Origin of the sequence: Lysinibacillus sp. OF-1 (genome assembly GCF_028356935.1) — a bacterium.
GTDB lineage: Bacteria > Bacillota > Bacilli > Bacillales_A > Planococcaceae > Lysinibacillus > Lysinibacillus fusiformis_D.
On the sequence record NZ_CP102798.1, the window covers coordinates 3213649 to 3239200 of the forward strand.

Here is a 25552-nt window from a genome sequence, read left to right on the forward strand (position 1 = left end):
GATTGATAGTTTTATCCATCAATGTGAAAATTTCTATCCGCCCCTTTTACTGATTAATCCATCAGTTTAAACTTACTATCCATCTAGCAGCAAAAAAGCCTACTCTATAGAGTAGACTTCTCGAATACACCTTTTGAAGCGGCCACTAATGCTGCTACGGTGGTCATATCTTCTTCATGCAATGCTGTTACAATAGCACTACCAACAATAACTCCATCTCCCAATGACCCCATCCTTTTCACTTGCTCAGGTGTTGAAATACCAAAGCCTGCAAGCACAGGGATTGAACTTGCTTGACGTAGACTTGCAAAATGCTGCTCTAAGTTTGCAGCAAAACGGGACCTTGCCCCTGTAATTCCATTCACAGTCACAGCATAAACGAAGCCCTGACTAGCTGCTGCAATATGAGCAATACGCTCAGGAGGACTTGTTAAAGAGACAAGTTGAACAACATCAATGGTATATGGGTTTAATGCCTCCCGTAATAGAGCACTTTCTTCTAATGGAACATCTGGTACGATTATTCCCTTAACGCCCCCAGCTACACAGGCTTTTGCAAAAGCCTCTAAGCCATACGCTAACACTGGATTGAAATAAGTCATGACAACTAGAGGTACCGTGATTTCATCTCTAAATGAAGTGAGCGTTTGCAATACCTTCGTTAATGTTACGCCAGCTGCGAGTGCACGTTCTCCTGCCCGCTCAATTGTTGGCCCATCTGCAACAGGGTCTGTAAAGGGGATACCTACTTCAATAGCTGTCACACCTAGCTGCTGTAGTGTTAGGATGGTTGGCTTGATCGTTTCTAGCCCTCCATCACCTGCCATGATATACGGAATAAAGGCTTTGTTTCCTGCTACCTTTGCTTGTTCAATTGCTTGTTGTAACGTCGTCATTTGCCATCTCCTCCTAGTACCGCCCTAACCGTGTGTACATCCTTATCTCCGCGACCAGACAAGCACACTACAATGATCTGGTCTTTCGGCATGGTTTTAGCAAGTTTTGCTGTGTAAGCAATAGCATGGGAACTTTCAAGCGCAGGAAGTATCCCCTCTGTTCGACTTAACAATTGTAAGCCTTCTAGTGCCTCAGCATCTGTGATGGCGTCAAACTGCGCTCGACCGATATCATGTAAATAACAATGTTCTGGCCCTTTTCCCGGATAATCTAACCCCGCGGAAATCGAATGTGCTTCTTGGACAAAGCCATTTTCATCCTGTAATAAATACATGTAGGCACCATGCAATACACCTAATTGTCCACCTGCAATTGCCGCAGCGTGTTTCCCTGTTTCAAGACCACTCCCTGCCGCCTCTACACCATATAAAGCGACTGATGCATCATCTACGAACGGATGAAACATACCAATTGCATTACTGCCGCCACCAATACAAGCCACAACAGCATCAGGTAAACGACCTTCCTTTTGCAAAATTTGCTTTCTCGTTTCTACCCCAATGACACGCTGAAAGTCTCGAACGATTTTAGGAAATGGGTGAGGTCCTAGGGCAGAGCCTAAAATATAATGCGTATCCTCAACATTTGTCACCCAATAACGTAGCGCTGCATTCACAGCATCCTTTAAAGTTTTAGAACCACTTTCCACCGATTGAACCTTTGTGCCAAGCAACTCCATGCGAAAAACATTTAACTGCTGACGTTTCATATCTTCCGCACCCATAAAAACAACACATTCTAGATTTAATAAGGCACAAGCAGTAGCCGTTGCCACACCATGCTGTCCTGCACCTGTTTCAGCAACAATTTTCTTTTTGCCCATGCGTTTGGCAAGAAGCGCCTGCCCAATCGCATTGTTAATTTTATGTGCACCTGTATGATTTAAATCTTCACGCTTTAAATAAATCTTAGCTCCTCCAAGTGCGCTCGTTAAATTTTCTGCGTAATAGAGTGGGGTTTCTCGCCCTACATACTCCTGTAAATAATAGGATAGCTCCTCTGTAAACATTGAATCCTTCATCGCTTCTTCATAAGCTGTTTCTAATTCTAGTAAAGCTGTCATTAATGTTTCTGGCACATAACGTCCACCAAATTGTCCGTAACGACCTTCCTTAGTCGGTACATTAAATGCGATTGAATTTCCCATTATTCGCTCCCCCTCTTTACTGCCTGCAAAAATGCCTGTATTTTTATAGAATCTTTGACTCCGTCTGTTTCCACGCCACTTGATACATCCACCATTACAGGAGCAACACTTGAAATGGCCGCTTCAATATTGTCCACATTGAGACCACCCGCTAATAATAATTTCTCTCTTGGAATACCTACTTCCTCAAGTAACGTCCAATCAAAAGTATGACCGCTACCACCTTTAAAATCTGTTCCAGGGGCATCGAATAAATAATAATCCACCTGATAATGAACAGCTGCTTGAACATCCTCTCTTCCTCGTATCGACAATGCCTTAATGGCTGGGTAGCCTTGCTCCTGAATAAATGCTGGCGTTTCCTCTCCATGATATTGCACATAGTCTAAAGGCACGCGCTCTACCGCTTCCTTTAATTCAGCTGGTGTGGGATTGACAAAGACACCTATTTTCAAAACACCTCGTGGCACCTCCTTCGCTAACTGTTGGGCTTGCTCAACAGTTACACGACGTTTACTTGGTGCAAAAACAAAACCAATGGCATCTGCGCCAGCATGAATAGCTGTTTTGACATGTACTTGTTCTTGTAATCCACAAATTTTGACTTTTGTCATATAGAAGCTGCCTCCTTTAGTACCTGTAAACGTTGTAGTGCTTGCCCCGCGTCTTCACTGCGCATCAATGCCTCCCCTACAAGAACGCCACTAGCTCCCATTGTGGCAACTTGATTGGCATCTTCCTGTGACCAAATACCACTTTCACTAATTAATACACGTTGCTCACTGAATGGGAAAACTTCGGCAATTTCTTTTGTCCGTTGTAGACTAACCTCAAAGGTACGTAAATCCCGATTATTGACACCAATCAACTTTGCATCTACTGCAAGAGCACGTTCAAGCTCCTCTGTATCGTGTACTTCCACTAAAACTTCTAGGCCTAAGCCCGTTGCATAACTATATAAGTCGCGTAAAGCGTCATCCGTTAAGGCCGCCACAATTAATAAAATAATAGAGGCACCTGCTGCCTTCGCAAATCGAATCTGCACCCGATCTATCATAAAATCCTTACAAAGAAGAGGCGTGTCAACAACACGAGCAACTGCCGCTAAATCTTCAAAGGAGCCTTTAAAAAACGCCTTATCTGTTAAAACAGAAATAGCTGCTGCTCCTGCCTGTGCATAGACCTGTGCTTGAGCAACTGGATCCGCCGCACCAGCGATGACCCCCCTGGAGGGCGAAGCACGTTTCATTTCAGCAACGACCTGTAATTTTGTAGCTTGACGTAATGTTTCGACTAATGAGGGTCGTGGCTTTTCTGTAAAATTTGCTAAAGGATCTGGCTGCTCTAATAAAGCACCTATCTCAATTTTCTTTTGCTGCAGAATTTTATAGAGTATATTCATTGCCCTACCTCCACTTCTTTCATTTGTTCACTGTAAGTAATAACTGCTTCCAATTTTTTCAATGCTCTCCCACTAAAAATACTTTCCTTCGCCATCGCGACACCTTCTTTAATGGTTTCTGCTTGACCATAACCGAATAAGCCAATACCCGTATTTAATAACACCGTATCTAAGTACGCACTGTGCTCTCCAGCCAATATTTTTTTCATAATGACCGCATTGTCATCTGCATTGCCACCACGGATAGCTTCTAAAGGTGCTGCTTGAAGACCAACATCTTCAGCCGACAAGGAGAAGGGAATTAAATCTCCTCTATCTACTAGGACCAATGTATTTTGTCCTGCTAAGGAAGCCTCATCAAGCCCCTTAGGACCTGAAACAACAATGGCTCGCTCCCGCCCCAGCATCTGTAGGACTGAGGCATATTCCATGACAAAATCAGGACGATTAATACCTGTGAATTGCGTAAATAATGGTACTGGATTGGTTAAAGGACCGACTAGATTAAAAATCGTTGGTTTTCCTAATGAACGACGAACTTCGCCAATTCGCTTTAATTTTGGATGAACATTCGGTGCATAGATAAAAGCAATTCCTTCTTTCTCTAGCAATTCAATCGTTTGAGGTATGGAAATAGCTGTATGAATACCTAATGCCTCCAACACATCTGAGCTACCCGAGGATGAAGATATTTTACGATTCCCATGCTTTGCCATTTTGACACCTGCTCCAGCTAGTACAAAAGCAGAGGCTGTACTAATGTTGAAGGTATGAAGACCATCTCCACCCGTACCACAATTATCCATATAGTCGTCTTCTTTTACAGCTACATCACGTGCAAAAGAACGCATAATAGTTGCTAATGCTGCTACCTCGTGTGCTGTTTCCCCTTTCACAGCTAAAGCCGTTAAAAAACTGGCGATTTCCTCTTTAGGTGTCTCATCCTGAAATAACCATTGCGCGACCTTCAGCATTTCCTCATACATCAGATGTTCACCTTGCACTACTTTCCGTTGTAATTGTTCCATCAGTTTCGCCCTCCATCGTTAACCAATAACTGTAAAAAACCTTTCTCTTCCTCTTGCACTTGCTGTAACACGTTAGGGATATTCGTATATTTAGTCATTGTTATTGTGGATTGCATATACATCGTTTCATGTTCAACTACAATGGATTGCGCTGTTAAAGCAAAATCCAAATGGCCATTGAATCCAATAAAGCCAAGAGCATCACCAAAAATACATGCCATGTGTGACCCATTTTCTAAGTAACGTATCACCTGCTTCTTAGAAATCTCTGTAACTGAAAATGGTGGGATTGTTACTGCCAGTACATCCAAAGCGTGCAACATAGGTAAAAGCCGACCTTCTACTCTCGACGTCAAGTGCAGTGCCTGTTTTGACCTTTCAATACGCATGGCCTCAATGACCTGAACAGAGTCTCGAAAACAAACAGACTGTAATTTTTGCTGAATGGCACTAACGAGTATTGCATGTGAATTTCGAATGTCCGTTTGTTCATATAATGTGCGCTCATTTTTTAGGTCTTCACTTTTAGTCTCCCCACGTGGATAGGTGCCCTCCGTTGGTGTGGCTATCACTCGCTCCCCCTTCACTCGTATAAGGCTGTCAGGAGAAGTGCCTAATATAACGTGATCCTCAAACTCTACATAATACATATAGGGTGCAGGTTTTTTTTTGCGTAGCTGTCTGTATAAGGAAAACGCATCACCTTGAAAATTTGCTACATAACGCTTAGGCAGTACTACCCTTGTTATGTCATCATTTAACTTGGTTTGCATCGCCTGTAACTCTGCTGCAAAGGATTCATCCGTTGCCTTTTCTATTGCGTGATAATGATAAGTTGCTTCGTCATAAGCATCACCATTTAATAATTGTTGGGCCAGCACTTCCAAATCAGGTTGCTGTTTTTCCGCATCAATATTTGTATGAATCAGTGTCACTTCATCTGTTAAATGATCGAACACAATGATCGTTTCATACACATGGAAGTGCGCATCAGGAAGCCCTATTTTCTCGTCAGCGAACATTGTCGTTCCACCATGACCTATATATCCGACAGCACCTCCTGAAAACGGAAATTGTGTCGTATTAGAGATACGTGGCATAAGTCGTTTAAGGAGGACAAAAAGCTCCCCTTTATGCACATATGTTTTTCCCGTTTTATAGGATATCTCCTGAATTTCTTGTCCCACACCTTTATAGGTTTTTCGTGGATTCGCACCAATAAATGAAAATCTGCCTGCTCCCTCATGCTGTGCAGAGCTCTCCAGCAAAAATTTATATTTCCCCTGTAAACGTCTGAAAATTAAAATAGGTGTTAAAGAATCGCCATTGATAGTTTTCATTTTTGTTCTTGAACTCGTTGTTTGCATAGCTTATAAGCTCCTTTTCAAAAATTCCTTTTGCTAATGTCTAGACGAATGCTGAAGCAAAATAAAAAAAGCCCTCTGCAAAAAGGATTATTCCTAATTGCAGAGGACGATCATGACCGCGTTGCCACCTCATATTAGAGCATATGCTCTCACTTTTGTGCTTTCTATGATGACCAGCTTCATTTTAGCCATACATTCAAAGCACCCCTATAACGTGGGGAATCACGTTCGCTTTTAAAAGCGACTCTCATAAGTCCATTCACATAAGCTGTAAATCAGTTCACACCACCCACTGACTCTCTAAATTACATACCTATGCTACTACTCTTATTCAACAATTTCTCAGCTATTCTCATCTAAACTCAGCTCATCTGTTCTTAGGCTGACCTCGCTCCCGAAGCCTTCTACCTTGACCGAACAAAAAGTTAGCCTTAATTCTATGCCAAACCAATTTAATTGTCAATTAATTCTGAAGAAAAAGATTGAAATTTATGTTTTCGTAAGAACTTTTTATGTAGGTATATTATCCTTCAAAAAGACCTTAAAAGGGAAAAGGATTCCTTACTATTGAATATTTTCTGAGTATTGACCATGTAAATATATCAAGTTATAGTAATTTCAGAACAATAATTTTTTCCATATAATATATAGAAAGTAGGAACGTATATGTCCGTTCGCAAAAAATTAAATTTAGGCTTCATTTCTTTAACCTGTTTACTACTCATTTCAAGCATCTTATCATTTCTTCAATTCAAAACAACACAAAATGATTTAGAGGAAGTATTGAAGCATCGTATTGTTCAAATTCAATTAACGGAGAATATACAGCAACAACTTGCGTCTCAAGGTTTATTTTTACGCTCCTATGTTTTAAATAATAAGGATGAAGCAGCTCGGGATAATTTAGAGCGTTATCACAAACTTTTACCTGAAACAGTTCAAGAACTTTCTGGTCTTGTTCGCTCTGATTATACAAAAGATATTATGCAACAAGTCACTGCATTACAAAACGAGTTACTAGCCTCTTCAGCGAAAGCCTTGCAGACGTTTAATAGTGGCAATACGGATTTAGCTCTCACTTACATAAATAACGATGTCACAAAATACAATAAGGAAATCTTCAAGCTAACAACTGATTTATTAGCTTATCATGATGAGCAGCTTCAAAAGGTCGATCAAGAAGTAAATCATACCGTTTCACGTGCTCTTATTATTTCCATTAGTCTACTAATTGCTAGTATTATTATTGGTATATATTTTATGTATTTTGTTAAAAACTCCATTGTTCAGCCATTACGGAAGGTCACTGAAGCAGCAGACACATTAGCACAAGGAGATTTAACAATCGCTGAGCTTGACCATCAGACAAAAGATGAAATTGGCATACTTGCGGGTGCAGTCAATACATTAAAACAAAGTCTAGCTGGTCTGATGACGAACATTCAAGACAGTGCATCCCATTTATCAGCTGTCTCTGAAGAGCTTACTGCGAGCACAGAGGAAGTAACGGTAACATCCGATGATATTGCACAAAGAATTCAAGAAAACGCAACATCGCTCACTTCTTCCGCTCGTACCTCGCAGCAAAGTGCTCTGGCAATGGATGAAACAGCAGCAGGTGTTCAACGCATTGCTGAGGCGACACATAGTCTTCACCACAATGCAGAGAGTATGCGCCAACTAGCCCATACAGGAGGAGCAACGATTTCAACAGCGGAAGAACAAATGAATATCATTTCTGTGGCTACCTCTGAAATTGCCACATTGACTCAAAAGCTAAGTAAGCAATCGGAAGAAATTGGACAAATTACAACTGTCATTACAGCCATTTCAGAACAAACAAATTTACTTGCTCTTAATGCGGCCATTGAAGCAGCAAGAGCTGGAGAACATGGTAAAGGCTTTGCCGTTGTAGCTGATGAAGTACGTAAACTAGCAGAGGAATCCAATCAATCTGCTAATCAAATTGTTGCCATTACGAGGGAAATCCTAACAGATACGCGCAATGTGGCTAATGCAGTGGACCATGGCTTAGCTTCTGTACAGGACGGCGTGTCTAAAATTCACGAAGCAGGAGATGCTTTCTACTCTATTACCTCAGCGGTCACAGCCTTTACAGAGCAAATTGAAGAAATATCTGCCACATCCGAAGAAATTTCAGCAAGTGCCGAGCAGGTTGCCGCCTCTGTCACCGAAACAGCCAATGTTTCAAATCAATCAGCTAGCAATTCTCAACTGATTGCAGAGTCTGTTGACGAACAAGTGGCGACAATGCAGCAAGTGAATGCGGTTGCTGAGGAATTAAGTCAGAATGCGCAACAGCTCCAAGAAGTCCTTCAGCAATTTAAATTATAAATACACTCGGCAATCTCGCCTACAAAAAAGCAGGGAATAGAAAACGAATCGTTTTCTATTCCCTGCTTACTAAATTATACTGTAGGTTCGTCAGTTCCCCATTGTTTTTTCTCTTTCTTGAGTAGCTTTCCATCTGATTTTTTCATTTCACGAATTTTTAATGAATACCAGATTTGAGCGGCGATACAGATAGAAGAATACATACCTGTAATTAAACCAATCAATAAAGCGATAGAGAAGTTTTGAATAGATGGTGCACCAAAAATTAATAGGGATACAACAACGATAATAACAGTTAACACTGTATTAACAGAACGTCCCATCGTTTGGCGTAGCGATTTATTCACAATATTTGCCAATATTTCACGGTCATTAATGGTATCATATCGATCTAAGTTTTCACGCATACGGTCAAAGGTAACGATTGTATCATTAATAGAATAACCAACAATTGTTAAAACAGCCGCAATAAACGTAATATCTACCTCTAAACGCATGAAACTAAACACAGCAACAATTAAGAATACATCATGCAGAAGCGAAACAATTGCCCCGACCCCCATGCGCCATTCAAAGCGAATCGCCACATAAATGATAATACCTAGTGCTGCAAGAGATAATGCCTTAATGGCATTTTTCACAAGTTCCTTACCAACAGTAGGAGATACTGTACTTACAGTAGGTTTATGACCATATTCCTCAGTTGTTTCTTTTTGGAATTTCAAAATATCTGCTTGAGATAAATCGGTTTTATAACGTACAACCGCTGAGGTACTCTTTTCTCCTGAAAGAACTACATCTTCCGAAGGGAAGCCGATACTATCAACATATTTTTCCACTGCTTCTTTTGTTAATGTTTGATCTGCTTCAATTTGAATACGTGTACCACTTGAGAAATCAATACCAAGGTTTAGACGGAAAATACCAAGAACAACTAAACCAGCCACTAAAATAGCTAATGAGAATGTATAGAATTTCTTACGATTGTGTACAAAGTCAAAGCGATCAAATTTCGTTGATAAATCTAATGCACCAATATTTTCATCCAGACTATGTTGTTTTGATTTCGCAATACCATACCAGGCTGGATTATTGAAATAGCCACTGTTCACAAGTAAACCTAATAGTACACGTGAGCCCCACACTGCTGTTAAGAAGCTCAATAAAATACTAATGATTAATGTTGTAGCGAATCCTTTAACAGAGCTTGTCCCAAAGTAGAATAGTACACCTGCTGCTAATAATGTAGTTAGCTGTGCATCAACAATGGCTGATAAAGATTGTTTAGAGCCTAGTAGGAAGGCTTGCTTCGCTGAGTAGCCGACACGTAATTCTTCTCGAATACGTTCTGCTGCTAAAATATTGGCATCTACTGCCATTCCTATACCAAGCACAATGGCTGCTATACCAGGAAGCGTTAAGACTGCATTAATCCAATCAAATACAACCAGTACTAGGAATGTAAATACACCAAGTGTGATGATCGAAATAAAGCCTGGTAAACGATAGTAGAATAGCATAAATAAGAAAATGATCACTACGCCAACAATACCAGCGAAAATAGTGCTTTTCAGTGCTTCATCACCAAATTGAGCACCCACAGAAGTTGAATAAATTTCATCAAGTTTAACAGGTAATGCCCCTGCATTTAAAATACCTGATAGATTTTTTGTTTCTTCAACAGAGAAATTACCACTTATCATTACATCTGTTGTATTTAATGTTTGAGAAACTGTTGCTGCAGATGCATAGCGAGGCTTCGCTTTCTGTGATTCCGCTTTATAAGAATCAACACCCTCTTCGAAGTCTAACCATACAACCAATAAATTTTGTCCTGCGGGTTTCGCAGCAATCTTACTTGTTACATCAGCAAATTTTTTCGCATCTTTTAATTTTAGCGAAACAATTGGGCGATTTTGTTGGTCAAAGGAAGCACTTGCTCCATTTTCTTTTAGATCATCTCCATCTAATAATAAATTATCATCAACATCACGGAATGTTAAATTCGCAGAAGTAGACAATAACTTACGTGCAGATTCTTGATCTTCAACACCTGCTAATTGCACACGGATTCGGTTTTCTCCCTCAACTTGAATGCTAGGTTCACTTACCCCAATAGCATTTACACGGTTGCCAAGAGCTGTTGCCGTAGCAGTGACAATTTCAGGTGTAATTTTTTGACCATCTTTTAATTCATTTACCTCGTAAAGTACTTCAAACCCGCCCTGTAAGTCAAGACCAAGCTTGATGTCCTTTAAGACGCCGTTTACAGTCGTACTAATTCCTGCTGCGAAAAGCACTAGAATTAATAGGAATGCAACTATACGACTTTTTAGTTTCATCAATAAATCCTCCTCGAATTGGTGTAAGGGCTGTCCTTACACGCCAAACAAGTAACTAGCAATACCTTTTGAAACGTTTAATCCTCCTTTTCCTTTAGAATCGTGTTACCTGTGTCTCAAAAAGGTTGCTCTACTTATTCAATCGTTCATAACGCGCAAGTTTATCTTTGTATTATTAGGTACTAGCCTTCCAAATGCAAGTAAAAGAGCATTCAAGACTTATGTAAGTAAAAACTTATTCAAAATAAAAAAAGCGCAACACACTTATTATGAAACAGGTTGCGCTTGGTGTCAATTCAACACATTTAGGATTCTTTGAAATATTGTAAAATTTGACACATCCTTGATTACGTTCTAACTGGACCAAGCAGTAATTGTAATTCTTCCATACCTACTTCTTCAAACCAATTATTACTTTGTAAAAACTCTACTTGATTAAATGAGACAATATCAGATGGTGATACCGCAAAAATGGTCGCAATCACCTCATGTAAACGTAGCTGTTCGATTTTCTTTTTACGCCATTTTTTTTCAATACAGTAGCGCCAAAGTTCTTCCGCCGTAATGGCATCATATTGATAATGTTTGAACTCTGCCATCTTACTATCAATTGCCGGACGGATTTTTTCAAATAGTTGCTCATATTGCATACTCATTTTGAATCATCTCCAATCAAAGTCGTAACGTAAGACATGTTTGCATACAAATAGTGTAAATGAATTTTTGCGGCTTGAGAAGGGACGGATGGCATGAGTTCTTTTGTAAGAGGTACATTATTTTTAATGTTCGTGATTTTTTTATCTAAACTTTTTGGCTTCTTTTATAGAATGCAATTTATGCGTATTGCTGGTGAAGAGGCTGTCGGCATTTATATGACCGTCTATCCAGCATTTATTTTCTTTATCTCACTCATTCAACTTGGACTACCTATCGCTGTAGCTAAAATCGTGGCAGAATTACTAGCAAAAAATAAGCGCGAAAACATCTTTGGTGTCATGCGTACGGCCATTCTTTGGTCATTCATTGGTATGATCATTTTTATGCCACTCGTTGCACTCACAATACCATATATTTCGACGACGCTCTTACATAATGAACAGACAACATTTACGCTATGGATTGCGCTCTTTGCTGTACCTGTGTCCGTTGGATCTGGGTTATTACGTGCTTATTTACAGGGTGTAGCTAAAATTACCCCAACTGCTTGGGCTCAAATGATTGAGCAAATTGTCCGAATTAGCTTCATTACGTTAATGCTGCCTTATGTGGCTAATTACAATAATGCGGCTGTTACTGCGGCTGCTGCAATGGGTATTACACTTCTTGCTGAGGTTGTAGCATTCCTCTATTTATGGCTACATTATATCGTTTCGAAAAAGAGACTATTGACGCGTAAAACTAAAATCGAAGGCTACCCTGCATCACCCATGCTACGTATTGCCCTTCCCTCTGCGGGCAGTAAGCTGTTTGGTTCTTTCACTTGGTTTTTAGAACCGATTATCTTTTTAAAAGCTTTGACAGTCGCAGGTTTAACTGCTTCTGCTGCTACTATTTTATATGGTGTCATCTCTGGTGTTTTAGTACCCTTACTATTATTTCCAGCTTTTGTATCAACAGCCTTATCCATTGTACTAATTCCAGCTGTGAGTGATGCCGTCGCTCGACAGCACATCCCGCTGTTACAAGAGCGAATTTCGGTCTCCCTAAGATTATCTTCCTTAGTAGGCTGCTTTGCTGCTACGTATTTCTTTGTACATGGTGATGAATTAGCTATGAAGCTCTTCCATTTAGAAGAAAATCGGGGGTACGTTAAAATTTTAGCACCAATTTTTTATTTTTATTATATTCAAAGCCCGCTCCATTCTATCTTACAAGCGATTGGTGAAGCTAGAGCTGCTATGATGAACTCCATCTATGGTGGACTCGGTAAATTATTTGTGATGTTTGTACTAGCCTCTCAACCTGGCATTCAGGAAAAAGGAGCCGTCGTAGCTATTGGCTTTGGTGTTTTACTGACGTCCTTCCTGCATATCGCAACTGTTAGACAAAGAAAAAACCTACGTGCTGGCTTCAGAATGTTTGTCGTACCTTATAGTTGCTTTATTGCCGTTTGTGTCGCACAGTATTTTCTTATTCCAATATTATCACTACCATTTATTTTGAGCAGTGGTGTTACATTATTTTTACTGTTTACTTTTTTATTATTTACCAATCAGTTACGAATCACTGATTTCCGCTACATCAAAAAATTAGCGAAGAAGGTTTAAGATTCTTTTAATTGGATGTGGAGCTTATGGTCTTCCCAAATACAAAAAAATACCGTTTCACTGTTTGTTATATTGTTTTTAGCTAGCTCACCCATTAACCAATCCACATCTTTATGCATGGTCAATAAATGTCTTTCTTGAATATCGCCATCGATAATAAGTGGATACACGAAAGCTTTTTCATCTTTTTTATAGATGGAAAGATTGCCTGATGGCTCTAAATAGGCAAATGCCACATCTGTCACTGATGCAACGCCATTTTCTCGTAATTGCTGACATAAATCATCTAAATTATAGCGGTGTTTTCGCATCTCACTCTCTAAAATAACACCATCTTTTACTAATAAAGCTGGGTCACCATCCACTAAATCTCGTATTTTTTTGAACTTTAACGATAAGTAAGCACTTAAAATTTGAATAAAGAGCAAAATAATGATAGGTAGTATGGCATTAAAGAGAGGATTTTTAAAGTCATCTAGCGCAAAAGCAGCAACTTCTGCAATCAATACAAATACAACCAAATCTATGACTGATAATTCTCCTACTTCTCGTTTACCCATTAAACGGAAAACAATGATAATAAACACATATAAAAAACAAGTTCGAAAAATAATATGGTAATATTCTTCCATAGAAACACCCCCATACTATCAAAGTGACCTTACTTATTGTTTTTTATACAATTTTCAAGGAATAGTCTCCACTTGTTCGTACACAATAACAAAGAACAAAATGCTTAACGACTATAAAAACAAACAAGGTGAGAACATGACAAGGAAAATAATTGTTTTCGTTGCTGTTTATATGCTCCTGTTGTTAATAAGCCCCTCCCTTATTTACGGATACCAAGAGCCGGAAATACCGGTTCTTATGTATCATCATTTAGAGGAACATATAAATAATACTACAGTTATTTCACCCGAAAATTTTGAAAATCAAATGAAGGCGCTGAAAGGTGCAGGATATCATACCATTTCTGTTCAGCAATTATATGATTACTTAAATGGGCAAACGCCATTACCTCCAAAGCCTATATTAATTACGTTTGATGATGGGTATTTAAGCAATTATGAAAAAGCATACCCTGTTTTAAAAAAATACGATATGCATGCAGAAATCTTTGTGATTGCAAGCCGAATCCTAGAAAATGATGAAAAAATTCAACAGCCAAAAGAAATTCCAAAGATGAGCTGGGAGCAGTTAAAGGAAATGAAGGATTATATGACAATTCAAAGTCACACATGGGATTTGCATTATAAATTACCTTCAGAAAACGGTAGGCTAAATGGTGCGGTATATGGACCAGGTTTTGTAGACGGACAACTTGAAAGTTATCATGCATATGAAGAAAGAGTTAGAAATGATTTTATTCGCTCACGAAAAATAATAAAAGAAAAACTTGGCTATGAGCCCATTGCTATTAGCTATCCTTACGGTATTCATTCACCATCCACCATAAAATTAGCAAAAGAAGCTGGTTTTAAGATGGCCTTTGTTATTCAAAATAAACATGTGAAAAGGGGCGATTCTCTGTTTACGTTAAGCAGAATAACTGTAAACGGCAAAGATTCTGGTGAAGTATTGATCCATAAAATAAAAACAGCTAACTAGCCATGAGTTCGCTTCATGTGTAAAAAAAGACTTACAACATAGCTAATGCCCTATTGTAAGCCTTTTCTCTTTTGTTACTGATTGTCATTAACAATTCGCCCAATTGCTTGACGGTCAAATTTCACTCGTACATTGTCAGCGATTTTTAACGTCACTGCTGTGTCCTCAATCGCATCTACGACACCATGTAGACCACCGATTGTAATGACTTTATCTCCACGTTGCAAACTACTTTGCATATTTTGTGTTTCCTGCTGTCTTTTTTTAGCTGGACGGATTAAGATAAACCACATTGCAACGAACATTAATAATATTGGCGCTAATCCTAATAATTGATCCATAATATATCTTGCCCCCTTTCCAAATCTCACTTTTTTAGTATAGACTATTCCACCAATAAAAAGCGATGGACAAGCCAAAAAATTTTCTCAATTACTAATATTTTTTCTATGATTGACATTATTTTGCTAGAAATATTCACTTTTTACAAAGATTTGAATGCTTTTACAAAACGATTGCCATAGTATAAGGACATTAGGCACTGCCTAATGTCCTTTCATAGTGTTGAAAAACAAAACCATTCATAGAATTTATATGAAAGGTGAAAAAGGATTTCCGTTGCAGGCTACTTGCTTTCCTGTGGGCGAGCGCCGAGCTATCCCACGGGAGTCAAGTAGCCTTCCACTCCAATCCATAAAAATGTTTCTGTTTAGCAAAGATCTTCAAATAAAGTGAAGGTATTCATTACTCTTTATGGAGGGTGTTGTCACTCATCACTTCTCCACATTGAAAATAAGAGGCTATCCTTTCTCTAATCATACAAATACGGCTCGTATGAAAGATAAGGAAAAGACATTTTTGCAGAATGGTTGATTGGAGTGGAGCCAGTGTCACTCCTAGGGGATTTAGCGTCATAGAGGAGACCCTGGAGCGAACGCAGTGAGTGAAGCGGCTCATCTGACGCCCCCTGGAAAGGACGCTGGTGGAACGGAAATCAACCCCTCGCCTTACAAAATTGCTTATTATGCCGTTGACATTACCTTTTTTATTTCGATTCAGTAACATAAAATGAAAGACGTAATGGCTTAAAAGTTCTTAGCATTTGGCCCATTGAAGCCATATTTTTCAAAGAATTCTTCTCGGAAATCACCAAGGCGGTCTTGACGAATGGCTTCACGCACTTGTTCCATCAGCTTCAATAGGAAATGTAGATTATGATAAGACGTTAAACGAATACCAAACGTTTCTTCCGTACGGATAAGGTGTCGAACATAGGCACGAGAATAGTTTTTACATGTATAGCAATCACAATTCGGATCAATTGGACCAAAATCACGTGCATACTTAGCATTTTTCACCACTAGACGGCCTTCAGATGTCATTAGTGTACCATTACGTGCAATACGTGTTGGCAGCACACAGTCAAACATATCAATCCCACGAATTGCTCCATCAATTAAAGAATCTGGTGAGCCAACCCCCATTAAATAACGTGGTTTATTTTCAGGCATCATTGGCGTCGTAAATTCTAACACTCGGTTCATCACATCTTTCGGTTCACCAACAGATAATCCACCAATTGCGTAGCCTGGGAAATCTAATTCCACTAATGCTTCTGCTGAACGACGGCGTAAATCCTCATACTCTCCGCCTTGGATGATACCAAACAAACCTTGCTCCTCTGGACGCTTATGCGCTTCTTTACAGCGTTTTGCCCAACGTGTTGTACGATCAACTGATTGCAGCATATAATCATGTGTCGCAGGAAATGGTGGACATTCATCGAACGCCATCATAATGTCAGACCCTAAATCATTTTGAATTTCCATTGCTTTTTCAGGGCTTAAAAATAGCTTATCTCCATTAAGGTGATTACGGAAATGAACGCCTTCCTCCTCAATTTTACGGAATTGACTTAGGGAGAACACTTGGAAACCACCTGAATCCGTTAAAATAGGACGATCCCAGTTCATAAATTTATGGAGTCCGCCTGCTTCCTTGACAATATCATTGCCTGGACGAAGCCATAAATGGTACGTATTGGACAAAATGATCCCAGCATTCATTTCTTTTAATTCCTCTGGCGACATCGTTTTAACAGTTGCTTGTGTGCCCACTGGCATGAATGCTGGTGTTTCAAAGGAGCCATGTGGTGTATGGACGATGCCAAGACGTGCTCCTGTTTGTTTACAAGTATGAAGTAATTCATATCGAATTGCTGGTTGTGTCATAAACTAAAAATCCTCTCTTATCTGAAGTAAAAACAGTACTTCGATTGTATCCACTATTATTTTTTCGGACGTATAAACATCGCATCTCCAAAACTAAAGAAGCGATATTTTTCCTCCACTGCTTGCTGATAGGCACTTAAAATAGTTTCTCGAGTAGCTAGCGTACTAACAAGCATGACAAGTGTTGATTTCGGTAAATGGAAGTTTGTAATTAACCCATCCACCACCGTAAAGTTGTAGCCTGGATAAATGAAAATAGACGTCCAACCTTGTTCTGCTCGCACTTCCCCCTCATATTTAGAGCCAATTGTCTCCAATGTACGTGTAGAGGTTGTCCCAACAGCTATGACCTTGCCGCCGTTTTGCTTAACACGATTAATCGTATCTGCCGCTTGTTCGGTCACACTATAGAATTCAGCGTGCATTTCATGGTTTTCAATCGAATCCACACTAACAGGACGGAAAGTGCCGAGACCCACATGTAGCGTGATAAAGACCACTTCTACACCTTTCGCTTTTACCTGCTCTAATAATTGCTCCGTGAAATGTAGTCCCGCTGTTGGTGCTGCAGCTGAGCCACGTTCTTTGGCATAAACCGTTTGGTAACGATCCTTGTCCTCAAGTTTTTCACGAATATATGGAGGCAACGGCATTTCACCAAGTTGCTCTAATATTTCATAAAAGATGCCATCATAATGAAAGTCAAATGTACGTCCGCCATGTTCAAGCTCTCCTGTACAAGTAGCTGTTAATAAACCTTCACCAAATGTGATAACAGTTCCTACTTTTACACGCTTAGCTGGTTTTACAAGTGTTTCCCACTCATCTGTACCAGCTAATTGCTTTAATAACAATACTTCTATATGTGCACCTGTTTCCTCTTTCACACCCATTAAGCGAGCAGGTAAGACTCTTGTATCATTTAATACGAGACAATCTCCAGCATGTAGCTCATCTAAAACGTGAGCAAAATGGTGGTGCTCTACTTTAGTAGCGCCAGGTGTAACAACCATTAAGCGGCTCGCAGTACGATCAATTAATGGCGTTTGAGCAATAAGCTCCTCCGGTAATTCAAAATCAAAATCTTCTACACGCATGAAAAAACTTCCTTCTTTATGTTTGTTGTGGATACTCATATCCAAAATGTTCATAGGCTAAATGTGTGGCAACTCTTCCCCGTGGTGTACGTTGAATAAGGCCAATTTGCATCAAATAAGGTTCATATACATCCTCTATCGTAACCCGTTCCTCACCAATCGATGCCGCAAGCGTATCTAAGCCCACTGGACCGCCTTGGAAGCGCTCAATCATGTTCGTTACAAGTTTATGGTCGATATGATCAAGCCCTCTAGGATCAACTTGTAACAGCTCTAGCGCTTGCTGTGCAAGACCCTCCGTTATCATACCATCTCCAAGCACTTGTGCATAATCTCGTACTCGTTTTAATAGACGATTCGCAATTCGAGGTGTTCCGCGTGAGCGTCTCGCCATTTCCATTGCCGCTACTTGCTCAATTTTCACCTCAAATAAATGAGCACTTCGCACCACAATTTCAGCAAGTGAACGATCATCATAATATTCTAAGCGTAGTAACACACCAAAGCGATCCCTTAAAGGGGCTGATAAGGCGCCAGCTCTTGTTGTAGCACCTACAAGGGTAAAGGGAGGTAAATCAAGGCGTACAGAACGTGCTTCTGGACCTTTCCCCACCACAATATCTAAACAGAAGTCCTCCATTGCTGGATATAGCACTTCTTCAATGGCACGGGAGAGTCGATGAATTTCATCTATAAATAAAACGTCCCCAGGCTCAAGTGAACTTAAAATAGCTGCTAAATCCCCTGGGCGCTCAATTGCAGGGCCACTCGTCATGCGTACATTGACATTCATCTCATTCGCAATAACAGCAGCTAATGTCGTTTTACCAAGTCCCGGAGGTCCATATAACAGCACATGGTCTAAACTTTCTTGGCGAAGCTTTGCCGCTTCAATGAATATTTGTAAGTTTTCCTTCACTTTATGTTGCCCAATATACTGCGTTAATTTTTGAGGGCGTAAAGATAATTCAAACTGCTCATCATAGCTACCTGCCTCACTTGCCATCATACGTTCAGACATGCACCTTCCCTCCTTTCCTTATTTTATTTTTAGCAATAGTTGCAACGCTTGTTTCATAAAGGCATCTGTCGTTTCCAGCTTGTCGTTGTCCTCAAGCTGTGGACGAATTTTTTCGAGCTCTTTTTCAGAATAACCAAGTGCCATTAACGCCAGTATAGCTTCTTCTAGCTCATGCTTATAAGGATTCACACCAAACAATGGTAGCTCATGTTCTGCACTAGGAAGCTCCAATGTATCTAATAACGAGCCTAGCTTGCCCTTCAAATCAAGAATCATTTGACGTGCCGTTTTTTTCCCAACCCCAGGGAACTTCACTAAAAACGCTTCGTCCTCCCGCTCAATGGCACTAATAACCTGTTGCGGATTCCCAGTAGCTAAAATCGCTAGAGCCCCCTTTGGCCCTATGCCAGATACTAATATTAGCTTTCGAAATAGCTCACGTTGATCTAGATTAGGGAAACCATATAAAACTTGTGCATCCTCTCGTACATGCAAATGAACATATATCTGTTGCTCCAGGGCTGATGTGCGGAATGCAAACGGATTGGGCGTATGAAGTTGCCAGCCAATACCTTGTTGTTCTAATACTATAAACTCAGGTGTAATACGAGTTACTTGTCCTTTTAAATAATCATACATCTATAATCCCTCACAATCATCGTCTTCGATTATAGCATATAGCGAACGAATGCTCGACAAAAAGTAGTGGCAAAAGCGCTGTTGCCAAACAAAAATGACCGCCAAATGACGGTCATTTTTTAACAAATCTATCAATATCGTACCACAGTTTTGGCCAATAGGTGAGGGCTCGTTTTGTGAATGGCACTAAATAATCTAAAAATACTAGCTGTTGCTCTAGTGGTAAATCCACTGCAAAAAGCCATTCTCGTAATAGCTCATTCGGATATTTCAAACGATGGAGCTTTCTTTTATCCAGTCGTTTCAGCTCAGGTAATTCGGCAAAAATTTTCCCAAGATCATAATCAACAGCAGGTAATACACGATGCAACCATAAAATATATTCATCATCTGCTTCGCCAAGATGTGCTAAATCAAAATCAATTAAACGTAATTGGCCATCAGAGCACCATAAAAAATTATGATGAACCACATCCCCATGTAATAGTGTGATTTCTTTTTCAGGCGCATCCTCTAATGCAATCAGTTGTAAAGATTTATCACTATAATGCACAATTTGATCGATTTCTTCTTTTGTTAAAAAAGCTCGAAACTCATTTCTTCTACTTTTAAAACGCATATGACGCATTTGCCATTTTAAAAGCTGCGAGTAGGTATGCAAGCCTGGCATTCGCTGCCAAGCTATTTTTTTATGTGTATCATGTAAAGCTATTAATAATTTAAGAGATTCTTCACGATCTTTTTTATATGCAAAGTTAGCACCATGGCTTCCTTCTTGCCATACTTGCACAATTAACTGCTCATCATCACTCTGGACCAATGGTAAGATTAGAGAAGGCTCCATGCGTCCTAACTGGCGATGAATTGCTCTCACCTTCTCTGCAATTTCCACTTGCTTCGCTCGTTTGACAAAATAATGATTCGATTCATACTTATATTTCCAAATGTTTGACTTTAACTCTTCTACAATATACGCTTTTTCACCATCGATAAGGCGTCATCCCGCCTGGGAAATAGTGCGGTGACATCCATTGTCCCCCTGCTGGTGGGCACGGCGGTGGACAATGTGTCGGACATGGTGGTGGCGGACAATGACAAGGATCCATTTGCCATGTAGGCATCATCATTGGTTGTTGATGACAGCCACAGGATTGACCCATGTTCATATCAGGCATCATCATTGGCTGTGTACCACAGCCACAAGATTGACCCATATTCATATCCATTTGTGGCTTCATTTGCTGATCCTGTGTATGGAAGAATGGTGATGTAGACTCTAAAAAGTCTTCCATCCCACCTACTTTATGATCTGGCATGTCACAAGACATTGGCTGTTGTGGCATCGTATAATGCTCGACCTGAGGTTGCATTGGCATCATCGGCCACCACATTTGATGATAGATCGGTTGATGACAACTTGAGCAATGTGGGACAGCAGGCATTTGTGGCATGATATGCATCGGTGGCTGTGGCGCTGGTTGTGGCATTGGCTTCGGTTGAGCTACAGGTGGTGGTGTAGGTGCTGGCGGTGGTGGTGGCTGTATTTGTACAGGTGGTGTTGTAACATTTTGCTCCATTTGTGGCATCACCAATTGTTGGTGCCAATTCATTTCCACAGGCTGCGGTACCCACATCGGTTGTTGTGGCATTTGCATAGGCATTGGCATCGGTATTGGAATCGGAATCATTTGTGGTTCTGGCATTGGCATAGGAGCTGGTGGTGGCGGTACAATAGGCGGCGGTGGTGGCATCGGTCGCTGTACCTCTTTTTTAGGACTTTCCTTCGGTGCCTCCTTATGCACTTGTGTTTCCTTTTTCGGCATTTCTTTATGTGATTCTCTATGCGGCTCTTTGTTTATTTTTTCAGGCAATATAATTTCCATACCTGGAACAATATAATCTGGGTTGGCAAGATGGACATTGAGCCGCTTCAAATCTTCAAACGAAATGCCGTACTCTTTCGCAATCTTCCACAAGGTGTCTCCCTTTTGAACAATATGAATACGCAATTTTTTCCTCCCTTCCTCTCTACGTATCATATGTTCAATGTTTCATTTGGATACAAAAATTTCAGCAAGTTAGAAATGCTTCATGGTACACTAAAACATAAGGAATGCTGATTCCTTTATTATGAGCAGAGGTGAACTCTTATGAAAAAAATGTTAGGCGAAGAACGCCGACTGCAACTTTTAGCGCAATTAAAAAACAGTAAAGCACCTATAACTGGGACAGACTTGGCTAAGTTCGCCAATGTTTCTAGACAAGTTATCGTCAATGATATGACTCTATTAAAGGCAAGAAATGAGCCCATTATTGCCACAAGCCAGGGCTATCTTTATATGCATCAGGAACAATTACAGCAAACCGTTGAACGTACGTTCCCTTGCTTGCATACCTCAGAGCAAACAGAGGATGAATTAATGACCATTGTCGATTGTGGTGGTACTGTCAAAAATGTTATTGTAGAACATCCAATATATGGTGAACTCACTGCCTCCATTATGGTATCAAATCGCCATGAGGTGAAACAGTTTATCGAACGTGTCAATGCCACACAGGCTAATTATTTATCCGCCCTTACTGGTGGCATTCATCTGCATGTCATCTCTGCACCCTCTGTTGAAGTTTTAACTTTAATTGAACAAGCCTTACAAAAAAAGAGCTACTTAGTGTCAGATCAATAAATAGCAAAAGCACCGTATGATATCCTTTTTCATACGGTGCTTTCTGTTTTGATTGCAAATGTTATGCTTCTGATTGGACGCTTGAGCGACGGTATTTCTTTTCTCTTCGCGAGCATTTTGATCCTGAGCGAAAGTATTTTTCCACTCTCTGCGGATATTATAAACCCGTGCGCTACTAGGAAAGAAATCGTTGCCGTTGAGAAGGTGTGGGCAATAAGCATTCACTTTTTTGACCAAATAAACGATAGCGTTGTTTAGCAAATAATCGATACAGCGCATTACGGATAATGGGGGGAACAAGAATCAAGGCATAGAAGCAAGGCCACAGTCCATCCAATTTCCTGCATATGTTTAATGCTGCGGTAGATTCCAGCGAGACGTTCCCTTGTTCAATCAGAATCACACTATCTATATTCTTTGGTATATTGTACTGATTGAGCAATGCTTGGCCGATATCACTTTGAAGTGACGCAAATTGAAAATAGCCAGCTTCATCGTGTTTGATAATAAATTGAACAGTGCTATCACAAAAATTACAGATACCATCAAATAAAATGATGCCAGCCATTACCATTCCTCCCTACAGCTATTCTGCCTCGTCTGATGTAACATAAGTGAAGTAAGTACCCAAAGATTTTACCTTACAGCCTAGTGCAGCTAATTCTTCCATGGCGCCACGCATCATCGGTTCTTTTTCATCTGCTAATACATCAATCATAAAGAAATAATCACCTAAGCCCGTTTTAAGTGGACGTGATTCAATTTTACTTAAATTCAGTTGACGCCATGCAAAAACAGAAAGCACCTGATGCAATGCCCCTGAACGATCCGTTGGCAATGTAATCATAAACGTTGTCTTAGCTTGCCCTTCAGATAGCTCTTGCGGCAATCGTTTATTTTGCTTGGACAGTACAAAGAAACGTGTATGGTTAAAATGGAAATCATGGATATTCGATTCAACTATGTCAAGGCCATATTTTTCGGCTGCTGCTGCATTGCCTACTGCGGCTATACATTCTTGTGGATTTTCTGATACATATTTCGCTGCTGCCGCTGTGGAAGTTGTTTGATGTAATGGCACATGACTGAAACGATAAAATAAGTATTTATGACATTGAGCTAGTGCATGTGGGTGGGAATAAACACCTGCGATAGACTGCCAATGATCCTTTTGCGCTTTATTCACCATTAAATGCTGCTGGATTTTTAGCAATAATTCACCTGTCACATAGAGTGTTGCCTCATGGAATAAATAATCTAATGTTAATGTTACAGAGCCCTCTAAGGCATTTTCTAGCGGAACGACGGCTAAATCCACCTTTCCCTCCGCGACAGCCTCTATACATTCTGGAATCGTCGCACACGGTACAAGCCACTCATTTGGAAAAGTAGCCTTTGTTGCTAAATATGTAAATGATGCTTCTGGTCCTAAATAGGCGATTCTATTTTCCCATTGTTGCTTTGTCATTGCAAATACCTCCTTTATGGCACAATAAGGAGCAGTCCCGCGAGATTACTCACTGTTGGGACAGCTCCTTATTTGAGCTTGTTATCGCATTCTGACCTAGCAGTCTTATTAAACACGATAATTCATTTTTGTCAAAAATTAAAGGATTGAACACTGTACTGTTATTATAATGCTCCAGAACTAATTACTTCTGCTGATTCTACAAAATCTAAGCGCTTTAATTGCTGAATGAGGTCATCAAGATCACAGGTCATGCTTGTTACATCTAATGATAAAGTAACATTGGCACGTCCCTGAATCGGAATCGTTTGATGAATTGTCAATACATTACAATGTGTAATTGTCACAGTTTCTAAAAGCTTAGCAAGTGTTCCTTTTCTATCTTGAAGCTGTAAAAAGACTGTTAAAATGCGTTCCTGCACAATTGAATGAAAAGGAAAAACCGCATCACGATATTTGTAAAACGCACTTCGCGATAAATCCACCTGCTTTACCGCATCCCAAATGGAAGATACTGAACCACTTGATAGTAAGTGTTTCGCTTCCAAAGTTTTTTGCATTGCATCCGTTAAAACATCCTCACGAACTAAATAATATCGCTGATTCGCAACATTCTTCATACGCTTCCCCCTAAAACTCATGTCTTAATCGACAAATTCAAATTCAAACTCTTGTAGGCGTACTGTATCGCCATCTTGTGCTCCACGTTGACGCAGAGCCTCATCCACACCCATTGCACGCAATTGACGAGCAAAACGACGAATACCATCTTCACGGCTAAAGTCCGTCATTTTAAATAAACGCTCAATGGCATAACCATTAATAATAAATGTACCATCATCGTCACGAGTGATTTCGAAATCTTCACCTTTTGCCTCATGCTTGTACATGACAGTTGCGTCTGATTGCTCCTCTACATCTTCATATAGTGGGAATTCAGGCGTTACTTCCAGTAGATCCGCAATGGCAAACAACAGCTCTTTTAACCCTTGACGTGAAACAGCAGAAATTGGGAAAATTTGAACATCTTCTCCTACCTTTTGGCGGAATGCTGCTAAGTTTTCTTCTGCATCTGGCATATCCATTTTATTGGCTACAATTATTTGTGGGCGCTCTGTTAAACGAAGATTATATTGTTTTAGCTCTTCATTGATTGTTAAATAATCTTCATATGGATCGCGACCTTCCATTCCTGACATATCAATAACATGGACAATAACGCGTGTACGTTCAATATGTCGTAAAAATTGATGGCCTAATCCTACCCCTTCATGTGCCCCTTCAATAAGCCCAGGTAAATCTGCCATCGCAAAGCTTCGGTGATCTTCCGTTTCAATCATGCCTAAGTTCGGTACAATTGTCGTAAAATGATATGCACCAATTTTTGGCTTAGCAGCAGAAACCACTGATAAAAGCGTTGATTTACCAACACTTGGGAAACCAACTAATCCTACATCTGCTAAAACTTTTAACTCTAATATAACATTTAATTCTTGTCCTGGCTCACCTTTTTCAGAAAGTTCTGGCGCTGGGTTGGCAGGAGTGGCAAAACGAGAATTTCCTCGTCCACCTCGGCCAGCTTTCGCAATAATGGCTCTTTGCCCATGCTCCACTAAGTCGGCAATAACTGCATTTGTTTCTTCATTCATAACCACTGTGCCTGGTGGAACTTTAACGATTAAATCCTCTGCATTTTTACCATGCATGCCTTTACTCATCCCATGTTCACCACGAGGCGCTTTAAAATGACGTTTATAGCGGAAATCCATTAACGTTCGTAAGCCTTCTTCTACTTCAAATACGACGTTACCGCCATGTCCACCATCTCCACCAGCTGGACCACCATTTGGTACATATTTTTCTCGACGGAAGGCAACCATACCATCTCCACCGTCGCCACCTTTAACAAAAATCTTTACGTGATCGACAAACATTT

The 25552-nt window shown here is 40.1% G+C and carries 24 protein-coding genes and 1 other annotated feature; of the genes, 4 read left to right on the plus strand and 20 right to left on the minus strand.

The annotated features are described in order from the left end of the window. Positions 1–104 precede the first annotated feature (104 nt). The 6 genes from trpA to NV349_RS15735 are packed head-to-tail and all read right to left on the minus strand — an operon-like array spanning position 105 to position 5901. Positions 105–896, minus strand: coding sequence for a tryptophan synthase subunit alpha (gene trpA, locus NV349_RS15710; protein WP_089934884.1), 792 nt, complete (start codon positions 894–896; stop codon positions 105–107). After that, positions 893–2104, minus strand: a complete 1212-nt coding sequence (gene trpB / locus NV349_RS15715; protein WP_271910518.1) for a tryptophan synthase subunit beta — start codon at positions 2102–2104, stop codon at positions 893–895. The genes trpA and trpB overlap by 4 nt, the downstream gene beginning before the upstream one ends. Beyond that, positions 2104–2718: a phosphoribosylanthranilate isomerase gene (locus tag NV349_RS15720; protein ID WP_271910519.1), complete on the minus strand. Its 615-nt coding sequence runs from the start codon at positions 2716–2718 to the stop codon at positions 2104–2106. Before NV349_RS15720 ends, trpB begins: the two co-directional genes overlap by 1 nt. Beyond that, positions 2715–3506: an indole-3-glycerol phosphate synthase TrpC gene (gene trpC, locus NV349_RS15725; RefSeq protein WP_271910521.1), complete on the minus strand. Its 792-nt coding sequence runs from the start codon at positions 3504–3506 to the stop codon at positions 2715–2717. Before trpC ends, NV349_RS15720 begins: the two co-directional genes overlap by 4 nt. Further along, positions 3503–4534, minus strand: coding sequence for an anthranilate phosphoribosyltransferase (gene trpD / locus NV349_RS15730; RefSeq protein WP_089934892.1), 1032 nt, complete (start codon positions 4532–4534; stop codon positions 3503–3505). The genes trpC and trpD overlap by 4 nt, the downstream gene beginning before the upstream one ends. Further along, positions 4534–5901: a chorismate-binding protein gene (locus NV349_RS15735; RefSeq protein WP_271910523.1), complete on the minus strand. Its 1368-nt coding sequence runs from the start codon at positions 5899–5901 to the stop codon at positions 4534–4536. Before NV349_RS15735 ends, trpD begins: the two co-directional genes overlap by 1 nt. Positions 5902–6000: 99 nt before the next feature. After that, positions 6001–6245 (minus strand) — a binding site (T-box leader). A gap of 322 nt (positions 6246–6567) precedes the next feature. Here NV349_RS15735 and NV349_RS15740 point away from each other — a divergent pair. Continuing rightward, on the plus strand, positions 6568–8256 hold the full coding sequence (locus NV349_RS15740; protein WP_271910524.1) for a methyl-accepting chemotaxis protein: 1689 nt from the start codon (positions 6568–6570) through the stop codon (positions 8254–8256). 74 nt (positions 8257–8330) lie between these two features. On the opposite strand, the gene secDF is transcribed toward NV349_RS15740, so the two are convergent. Both secDF and NV349_RS15750 read right to left on the minus strand, forming a co-directional pair. Next, positions 8331–10598 carry a protein translocase subunit SecDF gene (secDF, locus tag NV349_RS15745; RefSeq protein ID WP_101966519.1) on the minus strand — a complete coding sequence of 756 codons (2268 nt, stop codon included), beginning with the start codon at positions 10596–10598 and terminating at the stop codon, positions 8331–8333. 347 nt (positions 10599–10945) lie between these two features. Continuing rightward, positions 10946–11254, minus strand: coding sequence for a post-transcriptional regulator (locus NV349_RS15750; RefSeq protein ID WP_036124425.1), 309 nt, complete (start codon positions 11252–11254; stop codon positions 10946–10948). A 93-nt stretch (positions 11255–11347) separates the two neighbouring features. Between NV349_RS15750 and NV349_RS15755 the strand changes: the two genes are divergently transcribed. Further along, positions 11348–12865, plus strand: a complete 1518-nt coding sequence (locus NV349_RS15755; RefSeq protein ID WP_089934900.1) for a putative polysaccharide biosynthesis protein — start codon at positions 11348–11350, stop codon at positions 12863–12865. On the opposite strand, the gene NV349_RS15760 is transcribed toward NV349_RS15755, so the two are convergent. Beyond that, positions 12862–13497, minus strand: coding sequence for a DUF421 domain-containing protein (locus tag NV349_RS15760; protein WP_036124431.1), 636 nt, complete (start codon positions 13495–13497; stop codon positions 12862–12864). The genes NV349_RS15755 and NV349_RS15760 overlap by 4 nt on opposite strands. A 136-nt stretch (positions 13498–13633) precedes the next feature. Between NV349_RS15760 and NV349_RS15765 the strand changes: the two genes are divergently transcribed. Beyond that, the gene (locus NV349_RS15765) at positions 13634–14476 is read left to right on the plus strand and encodes a polysaccharide deacetylase family protein (RefSeq protein WP_271910526.1); all 843 of its coding nucleotides are present in this window, start codon (positions 13634–13636) and stop codon (positions 14474–14476) included. Positions 14477–14550: 74 nt separating this feature from the next. Here the strand turns inward: NV349_RS15765 and yajC are convergent, their stop codons facing one another. The 7 genes from yajC to NV349_RS15800 form a co-directional block, all read right to left on the minus strand. Further along, positions 14551–14817, minus strand: a complete 267-nt coding sequence (gene yajC, locus NV349_RS15770) for a preprotein translocase subunit YajC (protein ID WP_036124438.1) — start codon at positions 14815–14817, stop codon at positions 14551–14553. A gap of 744 nt (positions 14818–15561) precedes the next feature. Beyond that, positions 15562–16707, minus strand: coding sequence for a tRNA guanosine(34) transglycosylase Tgt (gene tgt, locus NV349_RS15775; protein ID WP_036124159.1), 1146 nt, complete (start codon positions 16705–16707; stop codon positions 15562–15564). Positions 16708–16763: 56 nt separating this feature from the next. Beyond that, positions 16764–17804, minus strand: coding sequence for a tRNA preQ1(34) S-adenosylmethionine ribosyltransferase-isomerase QueA (gene queA / locus NV349_RS15780; RefSeq protein ID WP_036124157.1), 1041 nt, complete (start codon positions 17802–17804; stop codon positions 16764–16766). A gap of 16 nt (positions 17805–17820) precedes the next feature. After that, positions 17821–18825: a Holliday junction branch migration DNA helicase RuvB gene (gene ruvB, locus NV349_RS15785; RefSeq protein ID WP_036124152.1), complete on the minus strand. Its 1005-nt coding sequence runs from the start codon at positions 18823–18825 to the stop codon at positions 17821–17823. Between the two features lie 18 nt (positions 18826–18843). Beyond that, entirely contained in the window at positions 18844–19464 is a 621-nt protein-coding gene (gene ruvA, locus NV349_RS15790) for a Holliday junction branch migration protein RuvA (RefSeq protein ID WP_058843999.1), read from the minus strand. A gap of 112 nt (positions 19465–19576) precedes the next feature. Next, positions 19577–20455, minus strand: a complete 879-nt coding sequence (locus tag NV349_RS15795) for a phosphotransferase (protein ID WP_334312335.1) — start codon at positions 20453–20455, stop codon at positions 19577–19579. Next, positions 20445–21473: a LysM peptidoglycan-binding domain-containing protein gene (locus NV349_RS15800; protein WP_036124142.1), complete on the minus strand. Its 1029-nt coding sequence runs from the start codon at positions 21471–21473 to the stop codon at positions 20445–20447. The genes NV349_RS15795 and NV349_RS15800 overlap by 11 nt, the downstream gene beginning before the upstream one ends. A 141-nt stretch (positions 21474–21614) precedes the next feature. Between NV349_RS15800 and NV349_RS15805 the strand changes: the two genes are divergently transcribed. Beyond that, positions 21615–22148 (plus strand): transcription repressor NadR, encoded by a 534-nt coding sequence (locus tag NV349_RS15805; protein ID WP_089934703.1) that lies wholly within the window; start codon positions 21615–21617, stop codon positions 22146–22148. A 175-nt stretch (positions 22149–22323) separates the two neighbouring features. On the opposite strand, the gene NV349_RS15810 is transcribed toward NV349_RS15805, so the two are convergent. The 4 genes from NV349_RS15810 to obgE all read right to left on the minus strand — a co-directional run bounded on the left by NV349_RS15810 (position 22324) and on the right by obgE (position 25550). After that, entirely contained in the window at positions 22324–22716 is a 393-nt protein-coding gene (locus tag NV349_RS15810; protein WP_036124137.1) for a thiol-disulfide oxidoreductase DCC family protein, read from the minus strand. 18 nt (positions 22717–22734) lie between these two features. After that, a complete protein-coding gene (gene pheA / locus NV349_RS15815) occupies positions 22735–23616 on the minus strand; it encodes a prephenate dehydratase (RefSeq protein WP_036124134.1) in 882 nt (293 codons plus the stop codon). A 164-nt stretch (positions 23617–23780) separates the two neighbouring features. Then, positions 23781–24236, minus strand: a complete 456-nt coding sequence (locus NV349_RS15820; RefSeq protein WP_004226679.1) for an ACT domain-containing protein — start codon at positions 24234–24236, stop codon at positions 23781–23783. A gap of 24 nt (positions 24237–24260) precedes the next feature. Further along, entirely contained in the window at positions 24261–25550 is a 1290-nt protein-coding gene (gene obgE / locus NV349_RS15825) for a GTPase ObgE (protein ID WP_036124130.1), read from the minus strand. Between the last annotated feature and the right edge of the window lie 2 nt (positions 25551–25552).